Origin of the sequence: Mucilaginibacter sp. SG538B (genome assembly GCF_013376065.1) — a bacterium.
GTDB classification, from domain to species: Bacteria; Bacteroidota; Bacteroidia; order Sphingobacteriales; family Sphingobacteriaceae; genus Mucilaginibacter; species Mucilaginibacter rubeus.
In genome coordinates, this window is sequence record NZ_JABMJI010000001.1 from 2,020,061 (window position 1) to 2,044,197 (window position 24,137).

Genomic DNA, 24,137 nt, shown 5'->3' on the forward strand with positions numbered 1-24,137 from the left:
ATGACTTAATGACCAAATGAATGAAATAAAGGAAATGATTAAAAACTATATAAAAACAGCATGGCGTAACCTGGTTATCAACAAGGTTACTTCACTCATAAGTATTGCGGGATTGGCAGTTGGAATAGGCTGCTTTATATTATTAGCAACCTATTTGTTAAATGAGCTGCGGTACGATAGGTTTCACGTAAAAGCCGATAGGATAGTCCGTATGGTTTATAATTATAAATCATCAGACGATGCTGAAGCTAAGTCAGTATCGGTAACGCCAACTGCGCCTGTGCCCGTATTTAAACAGCAATTACAGGAAATTGAGGATGGTGTACGGATTTACCGGTATAACAACCCGGTGCAATACCAGGACAAATTATTTAACGAAAAACGGTTCTTTTTAGCTGATGAGCCTTTCTTTAAGATCTTCAGCTTTAAGTTTTTGAAAGGTAATGCCGCTACCGCGCTTAGAGACCCGTCGGCTGTGGTGATCACCGCTTCTACGGCAAAAAAATATTTCGGCAACGAGGATGCCGTAGGCAAGGTTTTGAAGGTTAATAACAAGCAAAACATGATGGTTAGCGGTGTGGTGGAAGATGTGCCCGAATACTCGCAGATCAAATTTGATATGATTGGCTCGTATGCCGGCTCGGAACATGCTAAAACACGCAAATGGGATTCGGCTAATGATTATTCGTACCTGCTGTTAAAACCGGGTGTTAATATGGCCTCGGTTGAGCAAAAAATGAACAGCTACGTAGCCGAGATGTTTAAAGATGATTTTAGGCAGGGGCATAAAATGTGGTTCAAGTTGGAACCTTTAACTGATGTTCACTTGAAATCGGCAGCTACATACCCGCTAACACCATCCGGCAATGTCAAATATATTTACATTTTAGGTGCGGTTGCTGTTATTTTATTGCTGCTTGCATGTGTTAATTTCTTAAACCTGGTAACGGCGAAATCCATTGAGCGCGGTCACGAAATAGGGGTAAGAAAGGTAATGGGTGCAGCCCGTACCCAGCTTTTTGTTCAGTTCATTATCGAGTCGGCGATGATTACGCTTGTATCGCTGTTAGGTGGTTTGTTTTTGGCCAATATAAGTTTTAAATGGTTCAGCGATTTTTCGGGCCAGCAGTTAGGCTTTCAAACCTGGAATACCTCCTGGTTGATCATAGCGTTACTGGGTTTATCTGTATCGGTAACATTTTTAGCCGGGACATATCCATCGCTATATTTATCCTCATTTAACCCCATTGTTACTTTAAAGGGAAAGCTTACAAATACTACAGGTGGTAAATCTTTACGCAGATCGTTGGTTATAGTTCAGTTTGTTGTATCTGTGTTCTTTATGATCTGTACGGTTATAGCCGGCAGCCAGCTGCGATACATTCAGCATTTGAATATTGGTATCGACCGGTCGCAGGTAATGGTACTGGATCTTGGTGGCGAATCGTTAAAAGAGGTCCAATCATTTAATAATGCGGTAACTCAATTGCCGGGAGTGCTTGGTGCTACCGCGTCGTATGACTCGCCGGTTGATGTTCACGGCGGATATAGTATTAACAAGGCCGATGGCAAAAACAGCGACTATAATCTTTCGGTAACCGCGTTGCCGGTAGAAAAGAATTTCTTGAAAACACTCGGCATCAAACTGGTTCAAGGCATAGATTTTACTAATGCCGATGAAACACGCGCTACCGATCCCGATCAAAACAAGCGCTATTATGGTTTTATCATCAATGAAAAGGCTGCTGAAGCTTTGGGCTGGAAAGCCGAAGAAGCGATAGGCAAACACATTGGGCTAAACGGCCGTACTGGCGAAGTCAGGGGCGTTGCACAAAATTTCAACTTTGCATCCCTGCATCAGGAAGTTACCCCAATTGTAATGTTTACTGAAGATTATTTTGGTAAAATACTCGTCAAAACCTCTGGAAATAATATTGGTAAAACCCTAGCTGCAGTAAAAGAGAAATGGGCCGCCTTTAACCCGGCCACACCGTTTGAATATCACTTCCTCGACCAGGAATTTGATGACATGTATAAGGTTGAGCAGCGCATAGGTTCAATACTAACTGCGTTTACTTTGGTTACAATTTTTATTTCCTGTTTGGGTTTATTTGGCCTGGCGGTATTTTCAACCAGGCAAAGGGTAAAAGAAGTTGGGGTACGTAAGGTTTTAGGTGCAAGCGTTTTCAGTATAGTGAAACTTGTTTCAGGCGATTTTTTGAAACTGGTAATTATATCGGTTATCATCGCCTCACCAATAGCCTGGTATGTCATGCACAAGTGGCTGCAGGACTTTGCTTATAAGATCAGCATACAAATATGGGTATTCATAGCTGCAGGCACAGTGGCCATACTTATCGCCTTTATTACCGTGAGTGTGCAATCACTTAAGGCCGCGCTTGCTAACCCGGTTAACAGTTTGCGGTCTGGAGATTGATTATTTAGGTGAAAGGTAATAGGCGAAAGCTGAAAGGTTTATTAGCGTTGATGTAATGTTAAATATACCTTTCAGCTTTTTGTTTTACTTAAGCTCTGTAGAGCACCGAAGTTTTGGATCCCGCCGCCACTACCTGTTTGCGAAAAAAAATACCTTTCACCTTTTGCCTTTTACCTTTCTCTTCAAAAAACACTGTATCATAACCGTACGCATCTTGTTACATAAGCGTACAGTGAAGTTTTGATAGGATGGTTTAATTTGTTGATAATTAGTTAGATATAACTTTGGTATGTTATTGATATGTTAATCGCAAAATGATGAGTATTATTGTTTAACTCATTTATTTACTAACAAACTAATTCAATAATTAAAAATGTTATCACTGCAGCATATTTCAAAGTATTTCCAGGTAGGGGGCAACAGAAACATCATTCTTAATGATCTTAGCCTTGAGGTTGACGAGGGTGAATTTATTTCGATCATGGGCCCTTCAGGTTCGGGCAAATCAACATTACTTAATATCATAGGTATGCTCGACGAACCATCAGACGGTTACCATTATTTTGAAGGTCATGCGGTGCATCAGCTTAAAGAAAAACAACGCTCGGCTTTATACAAGCAATATATTGGTTTCGTTTTCCAGGCTTACCATTTAATTGACGAGCTTACCGTTTATGAAAACATTGAAACCCCACTTATTTACCAGGATTTTAAAAGCGCTGAGCGTAAAGCCATGGTTGCCGATATGCTCGACCGCTTTAACATTGTTGGCAAAAAAGATCTTTTCCCGGCACAGTTATCGGGCGGACAGCAGCAGCTTGTGGGCATAGCGCGCGCGCTTATTGCAAAACCAAAATTGTTATTAGCCGATGAACCAACCGGTAACCTCAACTCAAAACAAGGGGAGGAGATTATGGAACTATTCCGTAAGCTGAATAAGGAAGATGGTGTGACCATTATACAAGTTACCCACTCCGAAAAAAATGCCGAATACGGTTCGCGCATTATCGATCTGCTGGACGGTAGGATCGATTCATCAAGAAAACTCTGAACTCAATAATAAAATGCGATACTATAAATTACTATTTCTCGGTCTTGTTACGTTGTCGTCGGCAAAAGCGTTTGCCCAATCTGATACATCACTTTCGTTGCAGAAATGCATTGATATTGCTATAAAAAATAACCTTGATGTAAAGCAAAGTGAATTAAAGGCTCAAAGTGCCCGTATTGATTTTATGCAGGCCAAAGAAAACATGCTGCCAACTTTAAATGCTAATATAAACCACGGTATAAACCAGGGGCGTAATATTAACCCCTTTACAAATACCTATGTAAATCAATCATTAACTTACGGCAACTACAGTCTCGAGTCGAATCTTACGCTTTTTGGCGGTTTGCAAAACGTAAATGCTATCAAGCAAACTTCGCTGGCTTACCAGGCCGGTAAAATGGATTTGCAGCAGGCTAAAGATCTGGTTACTATTAATGTGATTACTGCCTATTTGCTTGTACTGGATAATACGGAGTTGTTGGCACAGGTTAAAAACCAGGTTGATGTTTCGGCAAAGCAGGTTGAAAGGCTAACTGTTTTAGAAAAGGACGGTGCTAATAAATTGCCGTCCGATCTTTACGATCTGCAGGGTACGCTGGGCGATAATAAGCTGAATGTTGTTGCAGCCAACAGTGCGCTGGAAAGTGCCAAATTAAGTTTACTGCAAATACTTAATATCCCATACAATAAAAATATCGTATTGCAGCCAATTAACGCACAGGACGTTTCAAATCAAACTGCGCTCACGTCCGATCAGGTTTACGATACAGCGTTGCAGCAACTGGCCTTAGTTAAAGCCGCCACGCTTCGCCGTCAAAGTGCCGAAAAAGCAGTCAGCGTAGCTAAAGGGGCTTTGCTGCCAAATGTTTCGTTATATGGCGGTCTGTACACCAATTATTCAAGTGCTGCGCAGACCTCGGTGTTCACCGACTCATCCACCGTAAATACCGGCAACTTTATAAATACGCCAGGTGGTAAGCAACCAGTTTTAACTACGCAGGCCAATTATATAAATAAAGATATCGGCTACTATGACCAGTTTAAAAATAATTACAGTACACAGTTTGGTGTAAGTCTAAAGATCCCGATCTTAAATTATTTCCAAAATCACAATAAAGTGGCCAAAGCCAAGATCGATTTACTCAATTATAAATACATAGAGGAAAATACTAAAATTAAGCTGAAACAGGATGTTGAACAGGCTTATCTTAACATGACATCGGCCTATAACAGGTATACTGTGCTCCTTGAGCAGGTTAAAGCCTACGCCGAATCATTTCGTACTGCCGAAATACGGTTCAATGCAGGTGTTTTAACTTCCGTAGATTACGTAGTAGCAAAAAATAACCTTGATAAATCAAAGATAAACATGATCAACGCCCGCTATGACTGTTACATTTACAACAAAATCCTTGATTATTACCAGGGAAAATTAGCGTTGTAAATGCGACAAGACTAACAAAGCCTATACTTTTATTAAAAATTATAAGTTAAATATCCGGTTAAACTTTACTGAATTATCAGTTGGGTTTAGCCGGATATTTCTAATTTAGCAGCGGTTTTGCAAACAATAAGGTTTGCCAAGACTTAATACATCATTCAAATACCTAAAAAAAATGAAAAAAGCAATTTTACTTTCCTTATCTATTTTTTTACTGTCAGTTGGCGTTTCAAAAGCCCAGGTAATCCCGAGCTTTTCTTTCGGCCTTAAAGGCGGTTTAAACTATTCAACGTTTCCCTCAAACGGCGTTTTTAACAACGATAATAAAGCAGGTTACCAGGCTGGTGCATGGGCACGGATAGGTGGCCTGGGCTTAATTTTTCAACCCGAACTTTATTATACCAATAAAAGCGTAACTGTAAATAATGGAGGTGTTTCAAATAAACAAAGCTTTAAAAGTTTTGATGTTCCATTACTTGTAGGTGCCAAAGTTGGTGCTTTAGGTTTAGGTGGAAGGTTTTATGGTGGGCCGGTGCTTTCATTTACAACCGGAAGAGATAGGGACGCATTTAATGATGCAACAGCTTTAAGGTATAAAGACGCGAACTACGCAATACAGGTAGGCGCAGGTGTTGATATCAGTAGCCTGTCTATCGATCTTCGTTACGAAGGTGGTTTAAATAAAATAGCTTATGGCAACGATAATTCACACACACGTGTTAGCTTGTTTAGCCTTGCTGTTGCTTATAAATTGTTCTCGTTATAATTTCCCAGTCCCTCAAAAAATACTGAAAGATCCTCCGGTAACGGCGGGTCTTTTTTGCGTTAGATCGGAGTGTAAACTTTCTTATTGTTTAGTTACGCAATCGATTGTATATATAGTATTATATTTTAGCTTTTATTTGATAGAATAGTATTATACTTATTGTACAATATACACCTATATTTATCTACCATTTATGCGCCAGTTACCTGGTTAAACGCGGGTTTCGGACGTTTCCTAAAATTCAGGGCAGATGAAAAAATACCTTTCAATCTCATTTTACAAATTTTTGTTTGCGCTATCGCTGATAGGAAACAATGCTTCTGCTCAAACCGATACAAGTTCGAGGCCGATCCGCCTCAATCAAATCGGCTTTTACCCTGCCGCCATTAAAAAGGCCATTGTTTTAAGTGACAGAGGAGGAAAGTTTTTTATCCAAACCATTAAAAAGCAAACAGTATTTACCGGTAAGCTTAAACCATCGCTTAAACCAAACTTTGCCGGTCATATTGTTCAATTTGCTGACTTTACCACGTTCGGCAAGCCCGGCAGGTATGTATTTTATGTCCCATCTGCAGGTTATTCTTATCCCTTTGAGGTTAAAGCCTCGATTCATAAAGCTGTGGCAGCCGCTGCTATCAAAGCCTATTATTTTATGCGCTCGGGTACACCCTTACCCGAAAAGTATGCCGGCAAATGGCACCGGGCCGCAGGTCATCCTGATATGGTTGTACTAATCCATCCATCTGCCGAAAGTGAAGGGCGGAAGGCTGGCTCAATAATCTCATCACCGCGCGGTTGGTATGATGCCGGCGATTATAACAAGTATATTGTGAACAGTGGCATTACAACAAGTACGTTGCTTTCTTTATATGAGGATTTTCCCGCTTACATGAAAACAGTTAAGCTTAATATCCCCGAAAGCAGCAATAAAATTCCGGACGTTTTAGATGAGGTGCTTTGGAACCTGCGTTGGATGCTGACTATGCAGGATCCCGCCGATGGCGGCGTATACCATAAGCTTACCAATGCTGCTTTTGATAAGTTTGAAATGCCCGATAAAGACACATCGCCACGTTATGTGGTACAAAAAGGTACTGCGGCCACGCTTGATTTTGCCGCTGTTATGGCGCAAGCTTCCCGCGTTTTTAAACAGTATCCTAACGAGCTACCGGGCTTAGCCGATTCATGTATCAATGCTGCTCAAAAAGCCTGGAGTTGGGCTGGTAAAAATCCGATGGTCGCCTACCGGCAGGATGAAATGAACCAAAAGTTTGAACCGAAGATCACTACAGGCGGTTATGGCGATAATAACTTTACCGACGAGTTTATCTGGGCGGCATCCGAGCTGACAGTCAGCACCGGTGAGGTTGACTATCTTAAAAATATTAATCTTTTGCCTGATAGCCGGATGCCGGTAGCTACATGGTCGCAGGTTAGGCTGTTGGGGTATTATACGCTGATCAAAAATTATATAACAGGGAAAACCGTCCCCGCGTTACCGGAAATAAGGAAGCGGCTTATCAACACGGCCGATGATATGATTAATGGGGTTGATTCAAACGCTTATCAGACAGTGATGACTAAATCCGCCAGGCATTTTGGCTGGGGCAGCACATCCGAGGCCGCAAACGAGGGAGTTCTGCTTATCCAGGCTTACAAGTTATCGGGCGATAAAAAATACCTGGATTATGCTTTAGCAAATCTTGACTACCTGCTTGGCCGTAACGGCACGGGTTATTCCTTTGTAACAGGGTATGGTACTAAAACGCCAATGCATCCGCACCACAGGCCTTCTGCAACTGACGGTATAGTTGACCCAATACCAGGCCTGCTTGTTGGCGGCCCCAATCCTGGTATGCAGGATGGTGTCAAAGTGCCGTCAAAAGTGCCCGATGAGGCTTATATTGATGATGAGCACGCTTACGCCGCCAATGAAATAGCCATAAACTGGAATGCGCCGCTGGCTTATCTGGCTAATGCGTTAGAGGCTTTGCAACAAAAGTTAGCAAGCCAACCTTAGAGATAATGAAACATTAGCCCATATCTGTAAAAAGAAAGCGCTTCCAGAATTAAATAGAAGCGCTTTTTGTTTTTTAAGAACTTACGAGGTCTCTAAAACTTCATAAGTCTGAATTTATCGTTACTTCACCACCTCAACCCATTGTCCTTTCAATAAGCTGCTGATTTGGTTATTATACATCGCCTCGCAATAAACAGCTGGTAAATAATATTTACCGGTGTATGCTGCATTAAGCATTACATAATAGGTTGATTCCTGCCCTTCGTATAAACTGAAATATGTGTTCACCCTGTCATCACGGATGTCGCGGTAATCAGATGGTGATGATTTAAACGCTTCGTCGCCAAGCAGCCGGGTATTCAGGATCTCCCAGCCCGACGGAAAAATCTGGGTGAGGGCCAGGTTATCGTACCTGCCGCGTTTACCGGGGTTTTTGATGTTTACCTGTGCTACAAAATCGGTCCCTTGTTTTAATGATGATGGGTCAATAGGCTTACCTTTAAGCGAGAAATAACCGACACGCATCTGTAATACATCCAGGTTAAGGATTGATTTGGTATCCTGCCCTGATGATGGCTGTCCTTTTTGTATCAGCCTAATGTACAGTTTATTATTGCTGTTATTCTTAAGGTATACTTTACCGCCATTGCCAGCCAGCGCCCCTTGCCATAAATATGAACTTGTACTAATGGTGGCTTTGGCGCTTCCTGCTGCATAGTTAAATTCAAGTTTGCCTGCAGGTTTGTTTTGCCCGTAAAACTGGGCCAATGCTATCAGCGAGTATGCTGTAGTTTGGGTGCTGTACCAATCATCCTGTGACAAACGCGCAGCAACGGTGTGCACCAATCCGGCCGCTTTTTGTTTTTGGCCTAACAGGGTAAGGGTTTCCAGTATCATTGCCTCATCCCTTAAATCAGATCCATAAGTGCCATAAAGACTATTGTATGGTTTAACGGTAGTTGATAATCTCGCAATCATTCTTAAACCAACTTCGGGCTGTCCTGCAAGCTTATAAGCCGCTGCAAGTCGCCAGGCCGCTGCATCACTCAGCAACGCAAACTCACGCAGTCGGTTCATTGCGCCCATTTCGGGCGAGCGGGCCAGTGCCAGCAGATATAAGCGGTAGGCTTGGGTAAGGTCATCCTCGTAATAATATGGTTGCTTGCGTGGCGCCCAGCTAAGGGCCTTTTCTTTCTGGTATTTCTTCCAGCGGTCAATAAAGCTTATCGGCATGCTGAAGCCTTTTGCCTGTGCCGCTAACATGAAATGCCCCGCATAATTGGTTCCCCACTCATCGGCTTCGCCGCCGTAAGGCCAGTAGCTTAAACCACCACCCTGTACCTGGAAGCCATTGAGCCTGTTAATGGTGGATTTAATATTCCGGTCGGTTTCGGCCCTTTGTTTTGGTGAAAGGTCAAGCAACTGGTTCAGGTATAACTGGGGGAATGCCGATGATGTGGTTTGTTCCACACAGCCATGCGGATATTCAATCAGGTACTCCAAACGTTTTGAAAGGTTCAATGGCGGGATGTAAGCTACTTCAAGCGTGGCTTTATTAGTACCGTTGATGCCAACCGGCTGATAATCGGTATTCCATACTTCGCCCGGCGCAAGCTCTTTCTGAATAATGCGGGTAACCGGCGGATTAGGGTTGCGAACGTTAAGATCAACATCATAAGCAGCTGTTTCCGAAGCGCTTTTGGCAATTATTTTTACTTTACCTACGCCAACAAAATCCTTAACATTTAAATCAAAAGTTACCATTTGGTCACCGGGCTTGTCAAAAGTGAGAGTCTTTTGATTATTACCGCCCAAATTGCTGAAGGCATTACTTTGCACCTGTATGTTAACGGTTTTAATATTGTTTTCCATTGCAAATACAGTAACAGGCAGTTGAATGCTTTCGGAAGGGCCAAGTACGCGCGGTAGGGTAGCCAGGATCATCAAAGGTTTTTTCACGGCTACGGCCTTTTCGGCAATGCCATAAGCGCCATTGTGACCTGCTATTATCATAGCCTTAACAGAACCAACGTATTGCGGCAGTATAAAGCGTTGTGTTTGCTTTTCGCCGGCATCGAGGTGGAAAGGTCCAAGAAATTTCACAACGGGTTTAAAGCGGTTTACAGATACGTTTTTGTTGTTGCCAAGGTTTCCGTCACCACCGATGCTTAAAATCCGTTCCAGTCCGCCGCCAAACGCGCCTATTACATAGTCGAACAGGTCCCAGGTTTTTACGCCTAATGCTTCGTGGGCATAAAAGGTATCATGCGGATCGGGCAGTTTATAGTTGGTAATATCTAACAAGCCTTCATCAACAATAGCGATGGTGTAGGTCATTTCCTTGCCCGATGCCTCTGATACAGTAATGGCCGATTGTGTTTCGGGCCTGATCTTATCAGGCATGCTGATAATTGGTTTCAGGATAGTTTCGGGGTTTTCGACCTGCAGCGGAATAGCACCATACATGCGGATGGGCAGGTCATTAACCGTTTGCGAATGTTTTTGAAGCAAGGTAACGTTAACAAAAACGTTCGGTGCCATTGTTCCATCAACAGTAAATGTATATCGGGTTTGTCCCTTTTTCGTATCTATCCAGGTTGTTTTTAAAACCTTGCTGCCGTTTTCAAAACTAATCAGTGCTCGACCAGCTTCTCCTGTTGGAATAGTCAAAGTTGCCTCATCGCCAACCTTATAAGTCTGTTTATCTGAAGTGAAAGATAACATTGCTGCTTCGGTAGGATTTGTTGATTGTAACCTTTCCGACCAGTTTGGCCAGTCGACATAAATGATCTTACCTGTTGAGTGGCCTGTTTGCTCATCTTTTACTTTAATGAGGTAACGGCCCCAGTCGGCTTTGTTGATGTGCAGCTTCCATTTCCCTGCGCCACCCGTAAGCCTTACGGTTTCAGTTTTGATGAGTTTATTATACTTATCCTGGGTAAAGTTGCTCATTTCATTGCCGGTTTGATCCCACCACCAACGCCATTGCACTTTATATAGTTCAACCTGCACATCACGGCTGCCCGGCAGGGCGTTTCCATTTACGTCCACATCGGCTATGTCAATTAAATGGTCTTTATCAGTAACCAACATACCCGACAGGTCGCTGCCTTCCGGCGTTTTAATACCCACGTAGCCGGGATAAACGTTGTACGGCAGGCTAACCTGGTTTATGCTGAAGTTGCCGCCCGGTTCAAATACCTTAACCAGGAAGTTTGCACGAAGCTGCCCTGGGGCTTGTTTTTCTACATTAACGTTAGCATTAACGTCGGCTGTGCCTGTTTCGCTCAGTTTGCCATCAAAAACGGTTTGCACCTGGGTATTGAAGGCCTGTGTAGGATCATCAAAAACATAATCTTTATATTTTTTGAAGCTGGTGTTTTGTGCCGATAAATAAGCGTCAACTTTTGCTTTTAGGTTTTGCGCCGCACCACCAAACAGCCATTGAGCACTCAGCTTACCATTGGCATTGTTTCCCTTGGTTAATTCAGATGCCTCTCCGAAAGACAAGCTAAGCTTAAGCCGGTTAGGCATTATGGTTTCAACTTTTATTTTTTTCTCAAAAGTAGCGCCTCCAACTTTAACCTTAGCTGTCCAGTTACCGGTAGGGGACGAGGTTTCCGTCGCTGTATGGAAACTGTAAAATCCATCTAAGCTTTTGGTTTGGGTGATGCGCCTGTAAAGCTTATCACTTGGGTCATATAATTCAAACTCAACAGGGTGATCGGCAGGAAGAGTTTTTAATTTATCCTCCAGAATAAAGGATGTATAAATAGAATCACCAGGGCGCCAAACGCCGCGTTCGCCATAAATAAATCCTTTGAGGCCATTCTGCACTTCTTCACCGCCAACGTTAAATCTTGACAGAGGTAAAGAGCTTCCGTCATCCAGCTTTAGGTAACCGCGCTGTATGCCTTTTTTGGCTACCAACAGGTACGGTTTACGCTTCAGGTCGAATTTGGCAAGCCCATCGCCGTCGCTGGTTGTTTTGTAAATCACCTGTTTTTGGTAGTCAAGTAATTCCAAATCCACGTTATTCATCGGCTGGGCACTAAGTATATCAGTAACAGCTATCAGCATACTGTTATCATTGCCACGTTTGGCAATAAGACCAATGTTTGAGGATATGATGTTTCGGGTAGCCCAGCGTTGCTTACTATAATACGAATCTGTGCACGCATCGTCGCGTTCCTGCCAGTTATACCCTTCGGGATAGTAATTGTCGTAGCGTTTCCAGAAGTCGTCGTCCTCGTCGCTTACTTTTGATGAATTGTCGCTGTATTCACCGCCATAGTATTCGCCTTCGTCACTATCACCGTTATCTTTTTGAACTTTACCGCTATAAACCTTGCAGTTGAACAACGAGTACGATCGCCTGAAACCGATTACCACGCGATAGATAGCGCCGGGTTCAGTTCGGATCATCTGGTCAAGATCAAGCATAAAGCGGTTTTTCTTGTGCAGGTTAAGACCTTTATCATTATCCAGGCGGATAGTTTTTTGCACTATGGGCTTACCAACCTGCCTTAATTCGGCACTGCCGTCAAAACCATTGCTTTGAAAGTATTGAGGTACGTTGTTTTCGTAGATCTTGATGATGGTGACATCAACCGCGTTCAGGTTAATTGCTTCAAACGGCATCATAATGCGGCCCGAATCGGGGAGGATCACACCCTTGCCGGGGATAGTAACTGCAGGCAAACGATTTTCAAAGAATAAATTAGCGGTATAACCCTTCGTGATCCTTTTAAGGAGCGTGTTTTTAATGCCTTCGTTCACAGATATGGTGTAATCCCCCTGCAGACGATCAGGTGCGTAAACTTTGACCAGGCTGCCATCTATGCTATAAGCAGGATCAGTTATATTATTGATTGTGATAAGCCCGTTAAGCTCCTGGCCAACCAAAATATTATCCGAAAATTGTACTTCAACATACTGATCATTGTCCTGCACAGCGCGGATATTCAGTACCTTAAAATCGCCAATGGCGGGCACTTCAAAATTCTGGTTACCTTTTTTATCTACGCCAATGCTGCTGCCATCCCATTTAATAGTAAGTGGATTGGCTTTGCCTGCAATACGGGTTAAGCCGGCTATGGTAAAATGATGGTTTTTGTGGGCAGCGTCATGCTCCCAGTTTATTTTTACCGGAGATGCGTAGTTGGGTGTGAGGATCTTATCAACAGCCGATGGATCTTCTGCATCGGCTGTTTGAACATCGCCAGTCAGTTTCATTTCGGTGTTTGAAGTGCTGCTTGCAGTTTGCATGCCAACAAATGAAACCGTAAAATCGGGCTGAATAACCTGGAAATTAAATTTAAAGTGCTCAAAATGATCCGACACTTCAATAAGCTTGCCCAATTTAAAATCGGCAGTATAGTTTTTACCGGGGTCGAGCTTTTCATCGGGCCTGAACTCGATGGTTCGTGCATCCGTCCAAATAGCCTTTCCTTTTATAGCCGGTGAAAAGTTGAAAAGATCTTCGGTTATTTCCTCATTTTGTTGGTGCGTTACCTGCACGTCATTGGCCAGCCTGATACGAATGGGGCTCTGTTTGGAAATAACACCAGTTGTATACGACTCGATATACTTGCTGAAAGCAGGATCAACTATTGTTTTTTTATGGCCATGAGCTACCAGGTATACGATGAGTAATGCAAGAGCAATGGTAGTGACAACAGTGATTAAGGTTCGGCGTTTGCGGAATTGATTGTATCCGTTTTCCATGAATAGGTTTATTTATTATCAGGTAAATTATGAAATTTATGACAATAAATAATTTAAAGCGAAAATTATTTTATCATAACCCCGGGCTTATTTAAAACCGGGATCTTGATAAAATTCATCTCCACAATACTTTCAGGAAGGAATATAAATTTCTTGTCGAAAATGTCTTTGCCTATATAATAGCTGAGCCAATATTCGTTATTAAGGCCGAAGGTTTGCTCATCAATAGGCTCGATAAGCTTATATGCTTTGCTGTCAACAACAGGGATCATATGCCTCAGGGTGGAGGTTTTTACCTGTTCACCGTCCTTTTCCCCATAGCCTTTTGAGGTTATGAGCACGTTTTCGATCGGCTCGTTTTTAAGGTTAATGAGATATACATACCATACCTTACTTTCCACGCTCTCGCTCTCTAATGCTACCGCGATAGCAATATCCTTTACATTATTTTCGGGCAGGTCTTTTTTCATTCTTTTGGTTGATTGGGTTAATTAGGCTGATTAGGTGAGTGGTTTAGTAAAGATGCGATTAGAACCATTTCCCTAATCAACCCAATTAACTATTCACTACTTCTTCTTAGTTGCCGCCTTTTTCCTGGCCGGTGCTTTAGTTGCAGTAGGTTTAGCTGAGGCAGCAGCTTTACCAAAGCGGCCTTTTTTTGCATCCTTCGGTGTTGCATCGGCGAGTGCCTTGCATTCCTCGTAGGTCAGGGTCAAAGGATCTTTATCTTTAGGGATCTTAACGTTCAGTTTGCCGAATTCAATATAGGGCCCCCACCGGCCGTTCAATACTTTTACATCCGGATCTTCATCAAAAGCTTTGATTAACTTTTCAGCATCTTTTTTTCGCTTAAGGTTAATGAGCTCAATGGCTTGTTCTTCGGTAACATCATGCGGGTCGATCTCTTTAGGTAAAGATACAAAAGCGCTGTTGTGGCTGATGTAAGGCCCGAAACGGCCGATGGCCACTTTCATTACCTTGCCTTCATACTCGCCCACAACTTTGGGAAGCTTGAATAGCTCAAGTGCTTCTTCAAGGCTGATGGTCTCGATACTCTGTCCGCTCCGAAGACTTGCATAGAGGGGTTTCTCTTCGTTTTCGTCTGTAGCGCTCTCTCCAACCTGTACAAATGGCCCGAAACGGCCTATCCGAACAGAGACTTTTTTTCCGCTTTCCGGGTGGATGCCTAATTCGCGTTCGCCGGTTGCTTTGTCGGCCTTTTCGATGGTGCTTTCAACTTCTTTATGGAATGGATTATAAAAATCATGGAGCATTGCAGTCCACTCTTTCATTCCTTGCGCTATCTCGTCAAATTGTTTTTCAACGCTGGCGGTAAAGTTAAAATCAACAATATCCTTGAAGTATTGTACCAGGAAGTCGTTAACAACTGCACCAATATCAGTAGGGAACAGTTTGCCACGTTCGGCTCCGGTGTTCTCTGTTTTTTCCTCTTTGGTGATGCTGCCCGCCTTCAATGTTAACACCCGGAAATTACGCTGTTTACCTTCGCGTTCTTCCTTAACCACATAACCACGGTTTTGAATGGTTGAGATAGTTGGAGCGTAGGTTGACGGACGCCCGATACCAAGCTCTTCCAACTTTTTCACTAAGCTCGCCTCAGTGTAGCGTGCCGCCGGACGTGAAAAACGCTCTGTAGCCGACATTTCCTGTAATGCTAAACGCTGACCCTTGGCTAAAGGAGGCAGTATGGCATTTTCACCGTCCTGTTGTGGTTCGTCTTCCTCATCTTTCGATTCGAGGTAAACTTTCAGGAAGCCATCAAATTTCATTACCTCGCCGTTTGCCATTAAATCTTCATTACGGGTTGAGATGCTGATTTTTGCTGTGGTTTTCTCAAACTGGGCTTCGCTCATTTGCGAGGCGATGGCGCGTTTCCAGATTAGCTCATATAAGCGCTTTTCTGCCGATTCACCATCGATAGAATGATTATTGAAATATGTTGGCCTGATCGCTTCGTGCGCTTCCTGTGCACTGGCATTTTTGGTTTTATATCTTCTTTGCTGATGGTATTTTTCGCCATAGGCCGATACGATTTCGCTTGCAGCCGAATTTAAAGCCAGTTCAGACAGGTTTACCGAATCGGTACGCATGTAGGTAATGTAACCAGATTCGTATAGCCTTTGTGCAACCTGCATAGTCCGCGCTACTGAGTAACCAAGTTTACGGCTTGCTTCCTGTTGAAGGGTAGAGGTAGTGAACGGCGCAGCTGGCGAACGCTTTGTTGGGCGGGTATCTAACGATTTTACATCGAAATCGGCCGCAATACAATCCTGTAAAAACTTTTCAGCATCTTCCTGTTTTGCAAAGCGCTCTGGCAATTCGGCTTTAAATGCTTCTTTGCCTTTACCAAATATGGCTACAATTTTAAATGATGCTTCTGATTTAAATTTATTGATTTCACGTTCACGATCAACAATAAGCCTTACCGCAACTGATTGTACGCGACCCGCTGAAAGCGACGGTTTTACCTTTTTCCATAAAACCGGGGAAAGCTCAAAACCTACAAGCCTGTCCAAAACACGGCGTGCTTGCTGGGCATTAACCAGGTTATAATCAATTTTACGTGGTGTATCTATTGCTTTTAAAATGGCCGGCTTGGTAATCTCATGGAATACGATGCGTTTGGTATGCGCATCTTTTAGGTCCAGCGTTTCAAACAAGTGCCAGGATATTGCTTCACCCTCGCGGTCCTCGTCCGATGCGAGCCAAACCATTTCGGCTTCCTTAGCTAACTTCTTTAATTCGCTAACTACCTGCTTTTTATCTGCGGGTACCTCGTATTTTTGTTTAAAGTTATTAGCTATATCAATTGCATCTTCCGACTTAACCAGATCACGGATATGCCCATAGCTGGACTTTACGGTAAAGTCCTTACCAAGGTATCCCTCAATGGTCTTAGCTTTCGCTGGTGATTCAACTATCAGTAAGTTTTTGGCCATCTAATCAGTTTTAGTTTTTGCAAATAAAACATAAAGTAAGCGAAACACCAATTAGTTTTTGGTAAAAGGTGTAAAAGTTGAAGGCAAAATATGTTTTAAGTTGAGAATTTTATGAAAAAATGTCTTTGGAAATTATATTCTTGCAAAATAACTAAACTCATTTTAACAAAATGATAACAAGCCGCTAAGGCGGTTCATGTTGTTAAGTTCAAAAGATTGCAGGAAAAGGGCTCTTTACATCAGGAAACCGCCGCCAACAAGGTCATCCCCTTCATAAAATACAGCTGATTGGCCCGGCGCTATGCCTGATACATTATGATGAAAATCAACTTTCATATGTTCGCCCATTTGAAGAATGGTGCTTTGCGCTCCGGCATCTTTATAACGGATTTTGGTAATGGCTTCGAGCGGCTCATTTATATTTTCATATTTAATAAGGTTGAGGTTTTTTACCCAGGCTTGTTTGCGTTCAAGCTCGTCGGCGGTGCCTAAAACAACTGTGTTGGTAGCCGGATCGATTTTTGTAACAAACATAGGATGACCTAATGCCACGCCCAAGCCTTTACGCTGGCCAATGGTATAAAAAGGATAACCCTGGTGTTTGCCTACTACGGTGCCGTTGGTAAGTACAAAATTACCCGGACCTATGCGCTCGTCAAGGTCTTCTACTTTATGGCGCAGAAATGAGCGGTAGTCATTATCGGGTACAAAACAGATCTCGTAGCTTTCACTTTTGCCGGCAAGCTCTATTTGCCCCATATCAAGTGCCATTTGCCTGATCTCGGGCTTTGAAAAACTACCCAACGGGAATTTAGTACGTGCAAGATTTTTTTGAGACACCCCCCACAATACATACGATTGATCTTTATTGGTATCCTTACCTTTTGATATCACGTAACGGCCGTTATCCTGCAAACGGATATTGGCATAGTGACCGGTAGCAATAAATTCACAATCGAGTTTATCAGCACGTTTTAGCAATGCTTCCCATTTAATATGGGTATTGCACAAAACGCATGGGTTAGGGGTGCGGCCGGCTAAATATTCATCAACAAAGTTATCGATCACAAAATCGCCAAACTCATTACGGATATCTAATATATAATGAGGGAAACCGTAACCAACAGCAAGGGCACGCGCGTCATTGATGCTATCTAAACTACAACAGCCGGTTTCTTTTGAGCTGCCGCCCGATGAGGCATAGTCCCAGGTTTTCATGGTTAAACCAATAACTTCATAGCCCTGTTCATGCAGCATCACTGCCGCCACCGAACTATCAACCCCGCCGCTCATTGCCACTAATATCCTGCCATGCTTACTCATAATGCTGCAAAGATACCTATTTGATTTTTATGTTAACACAAGCTTGGTCAGTATAGGGTAAAATGTGTTGAGATAACTATTGCTTTGTATTAATTAATAGTTAATTAATGCTGTATTCCAGTATTTTATAAAGATTATATTAAGCAAAAGTGATGATCATATTCAAAACAAATTCTGGATAAATACAGCTCATAAATCCTGATTGCGTCGTCTTTAGTTTTATTGTTTCTTTAATATAAGTTAAAATACCCCAATAGCTATTTCCTTAACATACTATTAATATTGTATAATAATTGATAAAATTTAATCTACTTGGTGTAAAAAGGGCTGATTAAAAAAAGGAATTAAACGCGCGCTCCGGGAGTTCATTTCGTTGTAAAAAGTGTGTTTGTAACAGGTGTAGGTGATACACTAATTTCAACATTAAAAGACATTTGTTGCTAAAATTTTAAATAATAAATGTAGAGTTGACTATTATAAAAACAAGCAACATTATTTATTAAAAATAACGTAAAAGTGATGCTGCCTATTGTAACGGACCTATTACATTATAAATTTGCTATATCCTAATTAATAAAACAATGTTAACTCAATTGACTTTAGAACAAAAATTACAGGGCGTAATTTTAGTGATTATTTGCTTTATTGCAGCAGCCAACTACTTAATAAAGTAACGCTTAACAATACGAATAAACACGTTGAGGTGCTTACTACACAGAGTAAGCACCTTTTTTATGCATATGGTTTTACAGGATGTCTTACGGATTACGTGTTTGTCCGTTGCCTTTAACTATCCACTTGTAACTGGTAAGTTCTTCCAGGCCCATAGGACCGCGGGCATGAAGTTTTTGAGTGCTGATGCCAATCTCGGCGCCAAGACCAAATTGGGCGCCATCAGTGAACGCTGTTGATACGTTTGCATAAACAGCTGCAGCATCCACATCATTTAAAAATTTAGCAATGTTTTCTGCATTTTCAGAGATAATGGCTTCACTATGTTTTGAACTGTTTACAGCGATATATTCTAACGCTTCAATAAATGAACTTACCGTTTTAATAGCCATCTTCATCGAAAGAAATTCGGTACCAAAGTGTTCTGGGCTGGCTTTATGCAAAAGGTTGGAAGGATAATTACTTCTTAGTGCTTCAAAGGCCCGTTCATCGGCAAAGATCTCTACTTCTTTTTCCTTTAGGATGTGTGCCAGTTGCGGCAAGTCATTTAAGCGTGCCGAATGGACTATCAAACAATCCAAGGCGTTGCAAACACTTACCCGGCGGGTTTTTGCGTTGGCAATAATTTCAGCACCTCTCTCTACGTTGCCCGATTCATCAAAATAAGTATGCACAATACCGGCACCTGTTTCAATAACCGGTACCTTGCTATTATCCCGCACAAAATCAATCAGCGACTGGCTTCCCCTTGGGATGAGCACATCGATATAACCAATAGCTGTCAATAAGGCGGTAGTGGCTTCACGGTCGGCAGGGAGCAGGGTAACTACATTAACATCAACGCCATGCTTTATCAATACCTTATGGATAACGGAGATAATGGCCCGGTTGGAGAAATCGGCATCACTACCACCTTTTAATACACTGATGTTACCTGTTTTAAAGCAAAGAGCAAAAACATCAAAAGTAACATTGGGGCGGGCTTCATATATAACACCAACAACGCCAAGCGGTACGCGTATCTTTGATATCGATAAGCCATTAGGCATTTCGGTAGCCGAAAGTTGTTTTCCAAGCGGACTATCCAATTTTGCGACGCTTATCATATCGCTTGCAATACCTTTTATCCTATCGGCGGTAAGTTTCAGGCGATCATATTTAGGATCAGCCGGATCCATTCGGTCAAGATCTTTCTGGTTTTCGGCCAGGATATATTCGGTTTGAGCTATCGCCTCGCCAGCAACATCCTCCAAAATTCCGTTGATTGCGGAAGGGGCGAGGGAGGCTTTGCGGCTTGCTTCACGTGCTTTATCAAAATAGCTGTTATAATTCATGGTGTTTAGCCTTGTAAGTAAAGATAATCATAATGTACCAGTGCCTTTTGGTTTTTTTGGCCTACACGTTCGCGGGCCTTATCGGCACCATATTCGGCAATGCCTAAACCAATAAGCTTATCGGTATCATCTATCAGTTTAATAATATCGCCTTTTTTAAAGTCGGTTATTACTCCCACTATGCCAACCGGCAATAAGCTGGTTGCCTTGTTTGAGATGAGCGCGGCTTTTGCGCCGGCGTTAATGAGTACACTGCCCGTTGCTGATTTTTCGGAATGGGCAATCCACTTCTTTTTGCCTGATGCTGTTTTATTGGGAATGAAGCGGGTATGTGTAACCTGGTTTTCCAAAACATCGGTTAAAATCTGGTCCCGTTTGCCATTGGCGATGTGCACCGAAATACCAAGCTGGGCGGTTTTTTGCGCCATGGTTGACTTCGTGATCATGCCACCTCTGCCAAATTGCGAACGTCCCGATGATACAAAGCTTGAAAAATCGAGTTCATTACCGCTAACCTCGTCTATTACTGCCGAACCTGCTGCTTTGGGATCGCCATTGTAAATACCATCAACGTTGGTGAGGATGATGAGCGCATTAGCGTTTAGCATAGATGCTATAAGGCCTGCCAATTCATCATTATCGGTAAACATAAGCTCGGTTACCGATACCACGTCGTTTTCGTTTACCACAGGGATCACCTCATATTGCAGCAACGCCTCAAGGCAGTTTTTCATATTGAGGTAATGCATCCTGTCCCTGAAATCCTCGCGGGTAACCAAAACCTGCGAACATAATATCTGAAACTGCTCAAACAAATGTGAATAGGTATTGATCAATTTTACCTGCCCAATGGAGGCCAATACCTGCCGGGCCGCAACAGCATCTGATTTTTCGGCAACCGTAATTAGGCTGCGACCGGATGCTACAGCGCCTGATGAAACTAGTATCACTTCAATGCCTTGCTTTTTTATCGCAGCTATCTGGTCAACCAAATGGGTTATTCGCGGAAGGTCGGGGAGCCCGTTTTCCTGGGTAATAACATTTGAGCCGATTTTGATAACGATGCGTTGATAATTGAAAGCCATTAGTGCAGTACAGATTGAGGCTTCAATATTACAAATTTGGGAGAAATTAGGCGTTGTTTATTTTGAAATATCCAGTAAAGTGATGGATTTTATAGTGAAATGATGCGAAAGCCATCAAAAATTTAAAAAAACAGACAGAAAAGCTTGACAGTTAGTATTAAATTTATATTTTTGTCGACTAATTCTATAGACAATGTATCATTTTAGTGCCGCTCTGTCCAAGTTAAAAATGCAGCTCCTAACTGCAATGTGTTGTTGTTGAGCCATAACCTCCATCAACGATAATACACAACCCAAAATCACAATTTTAATTACCACCACCACAAATTACTTCATGAAAATTTTTACAAACTTAGTTAGAATACTTGTGCTCTTCCTGGTACTATTGCCGGGTATAAGTTATGCACAGCTTAACGGCTCATATATATTGAGCGGAAAAGTGAACGACGATCAGGGTAAGCCGCTGATAGGGGCAACCGTATCTATTAAAGGCACAACCAATAAAACATCAACAGATACTACCGGTAAGTTTTCATTAACTACCAGTGTCAAATTGCCCTATACACTTGTTTTTACCGCGATCGGTTATCAGCCGCAGGAGTTTTACATTAAAAATGCCAATAGTGCCGTAAATATTACGCTTACTACGCAATCATTGTTGGTTAATGAGGTGGTAGTAACGGCATCCCGTAAGGAGGAAAAATTGCTTCGCTCGCCCGTAGCTATCGAAAAATTGAGTATCACGGCGTTAAAACAATCGCCCGGCCCAAGTTTTTATGATGCTTTGGAGAACGTGAAAGGCGTACAGATGACAACCACCAGTATCACCCTCAAAGTGCCTAATACCCGTGGCTTCAACAGTCCCAACAACTTCAGGTTTATGCAACTGGTTGATGGTGTTGATATGCAGTCGGCTACATTAGGTGTACCGCTTGGCAATGCCATTGGGCCGACTGAACTGGATATTGCCAGTGTGGAGATCACCCCGGGCGCTGCTGCTGCCCTTTATGGTACCAACGCTATCAATGGTTTATCAAATCTGTTTACTAAAGATCCATTCAAATACCAGGGCTTAAGCTTTTACCATCGCCAGGGTTTAAACCATGTTGGTAAAGACCGCTTAGGGGCAAGTTCACTTACCGAGGATGCTTTGCGCTATGCCAAAGCTTTTAACGATAAGTTTGCGGTGAAAGTAAACTTTAGCTATATGCAAGGTCAGGACTGGCAATCAGATACCCGTAATGATCAAAACCCAACCAACCTTAAATCAGCTAATCCTGCTTATCCTGAATTAACCGGTACCAGTAACGCTGCTTATGATGGCTGGAACAAATATGGTGATGATGCCCTTGCAGGTAGTAATACCGTATCAATAAAAGGTATCACCGTTGATGGTAAAGCCCGCCCTAATCTTACCGTTGCCCGTACAGGCTACAATGAAGTTGACCTGGTTGACCCACACGTGAAAAACTTAAAATTGGATGGAACTTTATCTTATAAATTATCGCCAAACACCATCTTGTCGTATACTTATCGCTATGGCAGACTTGATGGCGTGTTTCAGCGCGGTAACAAAATCTCGTTACAAGGCGCAACAGTTCAGAATCATAAAATTGAGTTAAAAGGAAAAGATTTCCTGGTTCGTGGTTATGAATCAATAGAAAATACCGGCAACTCATTTAACGTAAAACCGCTTGCTGATAACCTTGATCTTAAACATGCAAGTAACTCGGCCTGGGCCACTCTATATGGTAATGCTTTAAAAGCCTACAATGGCGGTGTGCTTACTTCCGCAAATCTTGCTGCGGCAGAACAAGCTGCACGTGCTGCCGCCGATAAAGGCCGGGTTGAACCAGGCACTCCTGAGTTTGACGCGTTACGCAAAACCATCATTGGTATCAATAACTGGGATATTAAGTCGAGCCTGATCCCCAACGCCCCGGAAACAGGCGGTGCAGCTCTATGGCAAAAAAGCCATATGTACAACGGCGAGGCCCAGTGGGACCTGAGCAGGAAGGTTAAATTTGTTGACCTGTTGGTTGGTGCTGATGTACGTGTGTACAGTATTACACCTGATGGCAATAACTTCGTTGATTTCAGCCGTCCTATTGCAGACAGGAATACCCCATTGGCTGATGGCTCTTTCGGTAAAGACGTTATCTATAAAAAATACGGTGCATTTACCCAGATTACCAAAACCTTTTTTGACGAAAAACTGAAAGTATTCGGCTCTATCCGTTGGGACCGCAATCCATACTTCGATCCTAAGTTTACACCGCGTTTAGCTGCTGTTTACACCGTTAATCAAAACCATAACTTCAGGTTTACATTCCAGAATGGTTATCGTTTCCCTTCATTGTTTGAGGCTTTATCATATGTAAATAACGGTCGCGTAAAACGTGTGGGTAGTTTACCATTCATTAACGAAGGCTTAGGATACCTTGGTAATAGCTATACCCAAACATCTGTAGTGGCATTCAATGCCGCAGTAAACGCTGCAGGCGGCTCAGACCAGGCAGCTTTGGCTAACCGCAACCTGTTAAAAGTAGCGGACCTGCCACCTGCCCGCCCGGAGCAAATTACTTCTTTCGAGGTAGGTTATAAAGGTATCGTAGCCGACAATAAAGTGTTCATCGATATTGACGCTTACACCAACCGTTATGATGGTTTCCTTGGCCAGGTACAAGTTTTTGTGCCAAACGGTGCTACCGTAGGTTCAGACGCAGCTGTATTAGCCATGCTTGACATTAACCGTGATCCCACGACAGGCACATCAAGTAACGCAGCCAGCCAGGGGCAAAGCAGATACCGCGTTTATACCAATGCTAAAAACATCTATCATAATTATGGTTCTTCGGCAGGTATCACTTACAATTTCTACCAGCACTATACAGTATCAGGTAACGTGAGCTTCAATAAGCTGAAAGCCCAAACAGCTTCAGATATTTTTGTTACAGGCTTCAATACCCCTGAGTGGTCGGGCAATGTATCATTCGGTAACCGTGAGGTGGTTAAAAACTTCGGCTTCAACGTGGTTTACAAATGGCAGCAGTCATACCTGTGGGAGAGTCCGCTGGTTACAGGTACCGTGCCTTCAATTAAAACAGTTGATGCACAGGTTACTTACCGCGTACCTTCATACTACGCAACCTTTAAATTAGGTGCTACCGATATCTTTAATAAAAGGTATTACCAATACGCCGGCGGGCCAACCATCGGTGGCTTGTATTATGTATCGGTAACGCTTGATGGATTACTTGCTGGCAATAATAATAACAAATAAGCGCTTTTATTACCTTTTATATTAGTTTGTGAACGGGT

12 protein-coding genes are annotated in these 24,137 nt (G+C 42.6%); 6 read left to right on the forward strand and 6 right to left on the reverse strand.

Features of this window, described 5'->3' with window-relative positions:
• Positions 1 to 16 precede the first annotated feature (16 nt).
• From FHW88_RS08120 to FHW88_RS08140, 5 genes are all read left to right on the forward strand, one after another.
• Complete coding sequence (locus tag FHW88_RS08120) at positions 17 to 2,437, forward strand: ABC transporter permease (protein ID WP_176624502.1); 2,421 nt, start codon at positions 17 to 19, stop codon at positions 2,435 to 2,437.
• Between the two features lie 373 nt (positions 2,438 to 2,810).
• Positions 2,811 to 3,488 (forward strand): ABC transporter ATP-binding protein, encoded by a 678-nt coding sequence (locus FHW88_RS08125; RefSeq protein ID WP_176624504.1) that lies wholly within the window; start codon positions 2,811 to 2,813, stop codon positions 3,486 to 3,488.
• Between the two features lie 13 nt (positions 3,489 to 3,501).
• Positions 3,502 to 4,932, forward strand: a complete 1,431-nt coding sequence (locus tag FHW88_RS08130) for a TolC family protein (RefSeq protein WP_176624506.1) — start codon at positions 3,502 to 3,504, stop codon at positions 4,930 to 4,932.
• A 172-nt stretch (positions 4,933 to 5,104) separates the two neighbouring features.
• On the forward strand, positions 5,105 to 5,695 hold the full coding sequence (locus tag FHW88_RS08135; protein ID WP_176624508.1) for a porin family protein: 591 nt from the start codon (positions 5,105 to 5,107) through the stop codon (positions 5,693 to 5,695).
• A 250-nt stretch (positions 5,696 to 5,945) separates the two neighbouring features.
• Positions 5,946 to 7,715, forward strand: a complete 1,770-nt coding sequence (locus FHW88_RS08140) for a glycoside hydrolase family 9 protein (protein WP_176624510.1) — start codon at positions 5,946 to 5,948, stop codon at positions 7,713 to 7,715.
• Positions 7,716 to 7,835: 120 nt separating this feature from the next.
• Here the strand turns inward: FHW88_RS08140 and FHW88_RS08145 are convergent, their stop codons facing one another.
• The 6 genes from FHW88_RS08145 to proB all read right to left on the reverse strand — a co-directional run bounded on the left by FHW88_RS08145 (position 7,836) and on the right by proB (position 20,816).
• A complete protein-coding gene (locus tag FHW88_RS08145; RefSeq protein ID WP_176624512.1) occupies positions 7,836 to 13,442 on the reverse strand; it encodes an alpha-2-macroglobulin family protein in 5,607 nt (1,868 codons plus the stop codon).
• 65 nt (positions 13,443 to 13,507) lie between these two features.
• Entirely contained in the window at positions 13,508 to 13,912 is a 405-nt protein-coding gene (locus FHW88_RS08150; RefSeq protein ID WP_090525388.1) for a hypothetical protein, read from the reverse strand.
• A 96-nt stretch (positions 13,913 to 14,008) separates the two neighbouring features.
• Positions 14,009 to 16,402 carry a type I DNA topoisomerase gene (gene topA, locus FHW88_RS08155; RefSeq protein ID WP_176624514.1) on the reverse strand — a complete coding sequence of 798 codons (2,394 nt, stop codon included), beginning with the start codon at positions 16,400 to 16,402 and terminating at the stop codon, positions 14,009 to 14,011.
• A gap of 234 nt (positions 16,403 to 16,636) precedes the next feature.
• Positions 16,637 to 17,725, reverse strand: a complete 1,089-nt coding sequence (gene mnmA, locus FHW88_RS08160) for a tRNA 2-thiouridine(34) synthase MnmA (protein ID WP_090525391.1) — start codon at positions 17,723 to 17,725, stop codon at positions 16,637 to 16,639.
• Positions 17,726 to 18,483: 758 nt separating this feature from the next.
• Entirely contained in the window at positions 18,484 to 19,731 is a 1,248-nt protein-coding gene (locus FHW88_RS08165) for a glutamate-5-semialdehyde dehydrogenase (RefSeq protein WP_176624516.1), read from the reverse strand.
• 5 nt (positions 19,732 to 19,736) lie between these two features.
• The gene (gene proB, locus FHW88_RS08170) at positions 19,737 to 20,816 is read right to left on the reverse strand and encodes a glutamate 5-kinase (protein ID WP_090525396.1); all 1,080 of its coding nucleotides are present in this window, start codon (positions 20,814 to 20,816) and stop codon (positions 19,737 to 19,739) included.
• Positions 20,817 to 21,150: 334 nt separating this feature from the next.
• Between proB and FHW88_RS08175 the strand changes: the two genes are divergently transcribed.
• The gene (locus tag FHW88_RS08175) at positions 21,151 to 24,099 is read left to right on the forward strand and encodes a TonB-dependent receptor (RefSeq protein ID WP_176624518.1); all 2,949 of its coding nucleotides are present in this window, start codon (positions 21,151 to 21,153) and stop codon (positions 24,097 to 24,099) included.
• The last annotated feature ends 38 nt before the right edge of the window (positions 24,100 to 24,137 follow it).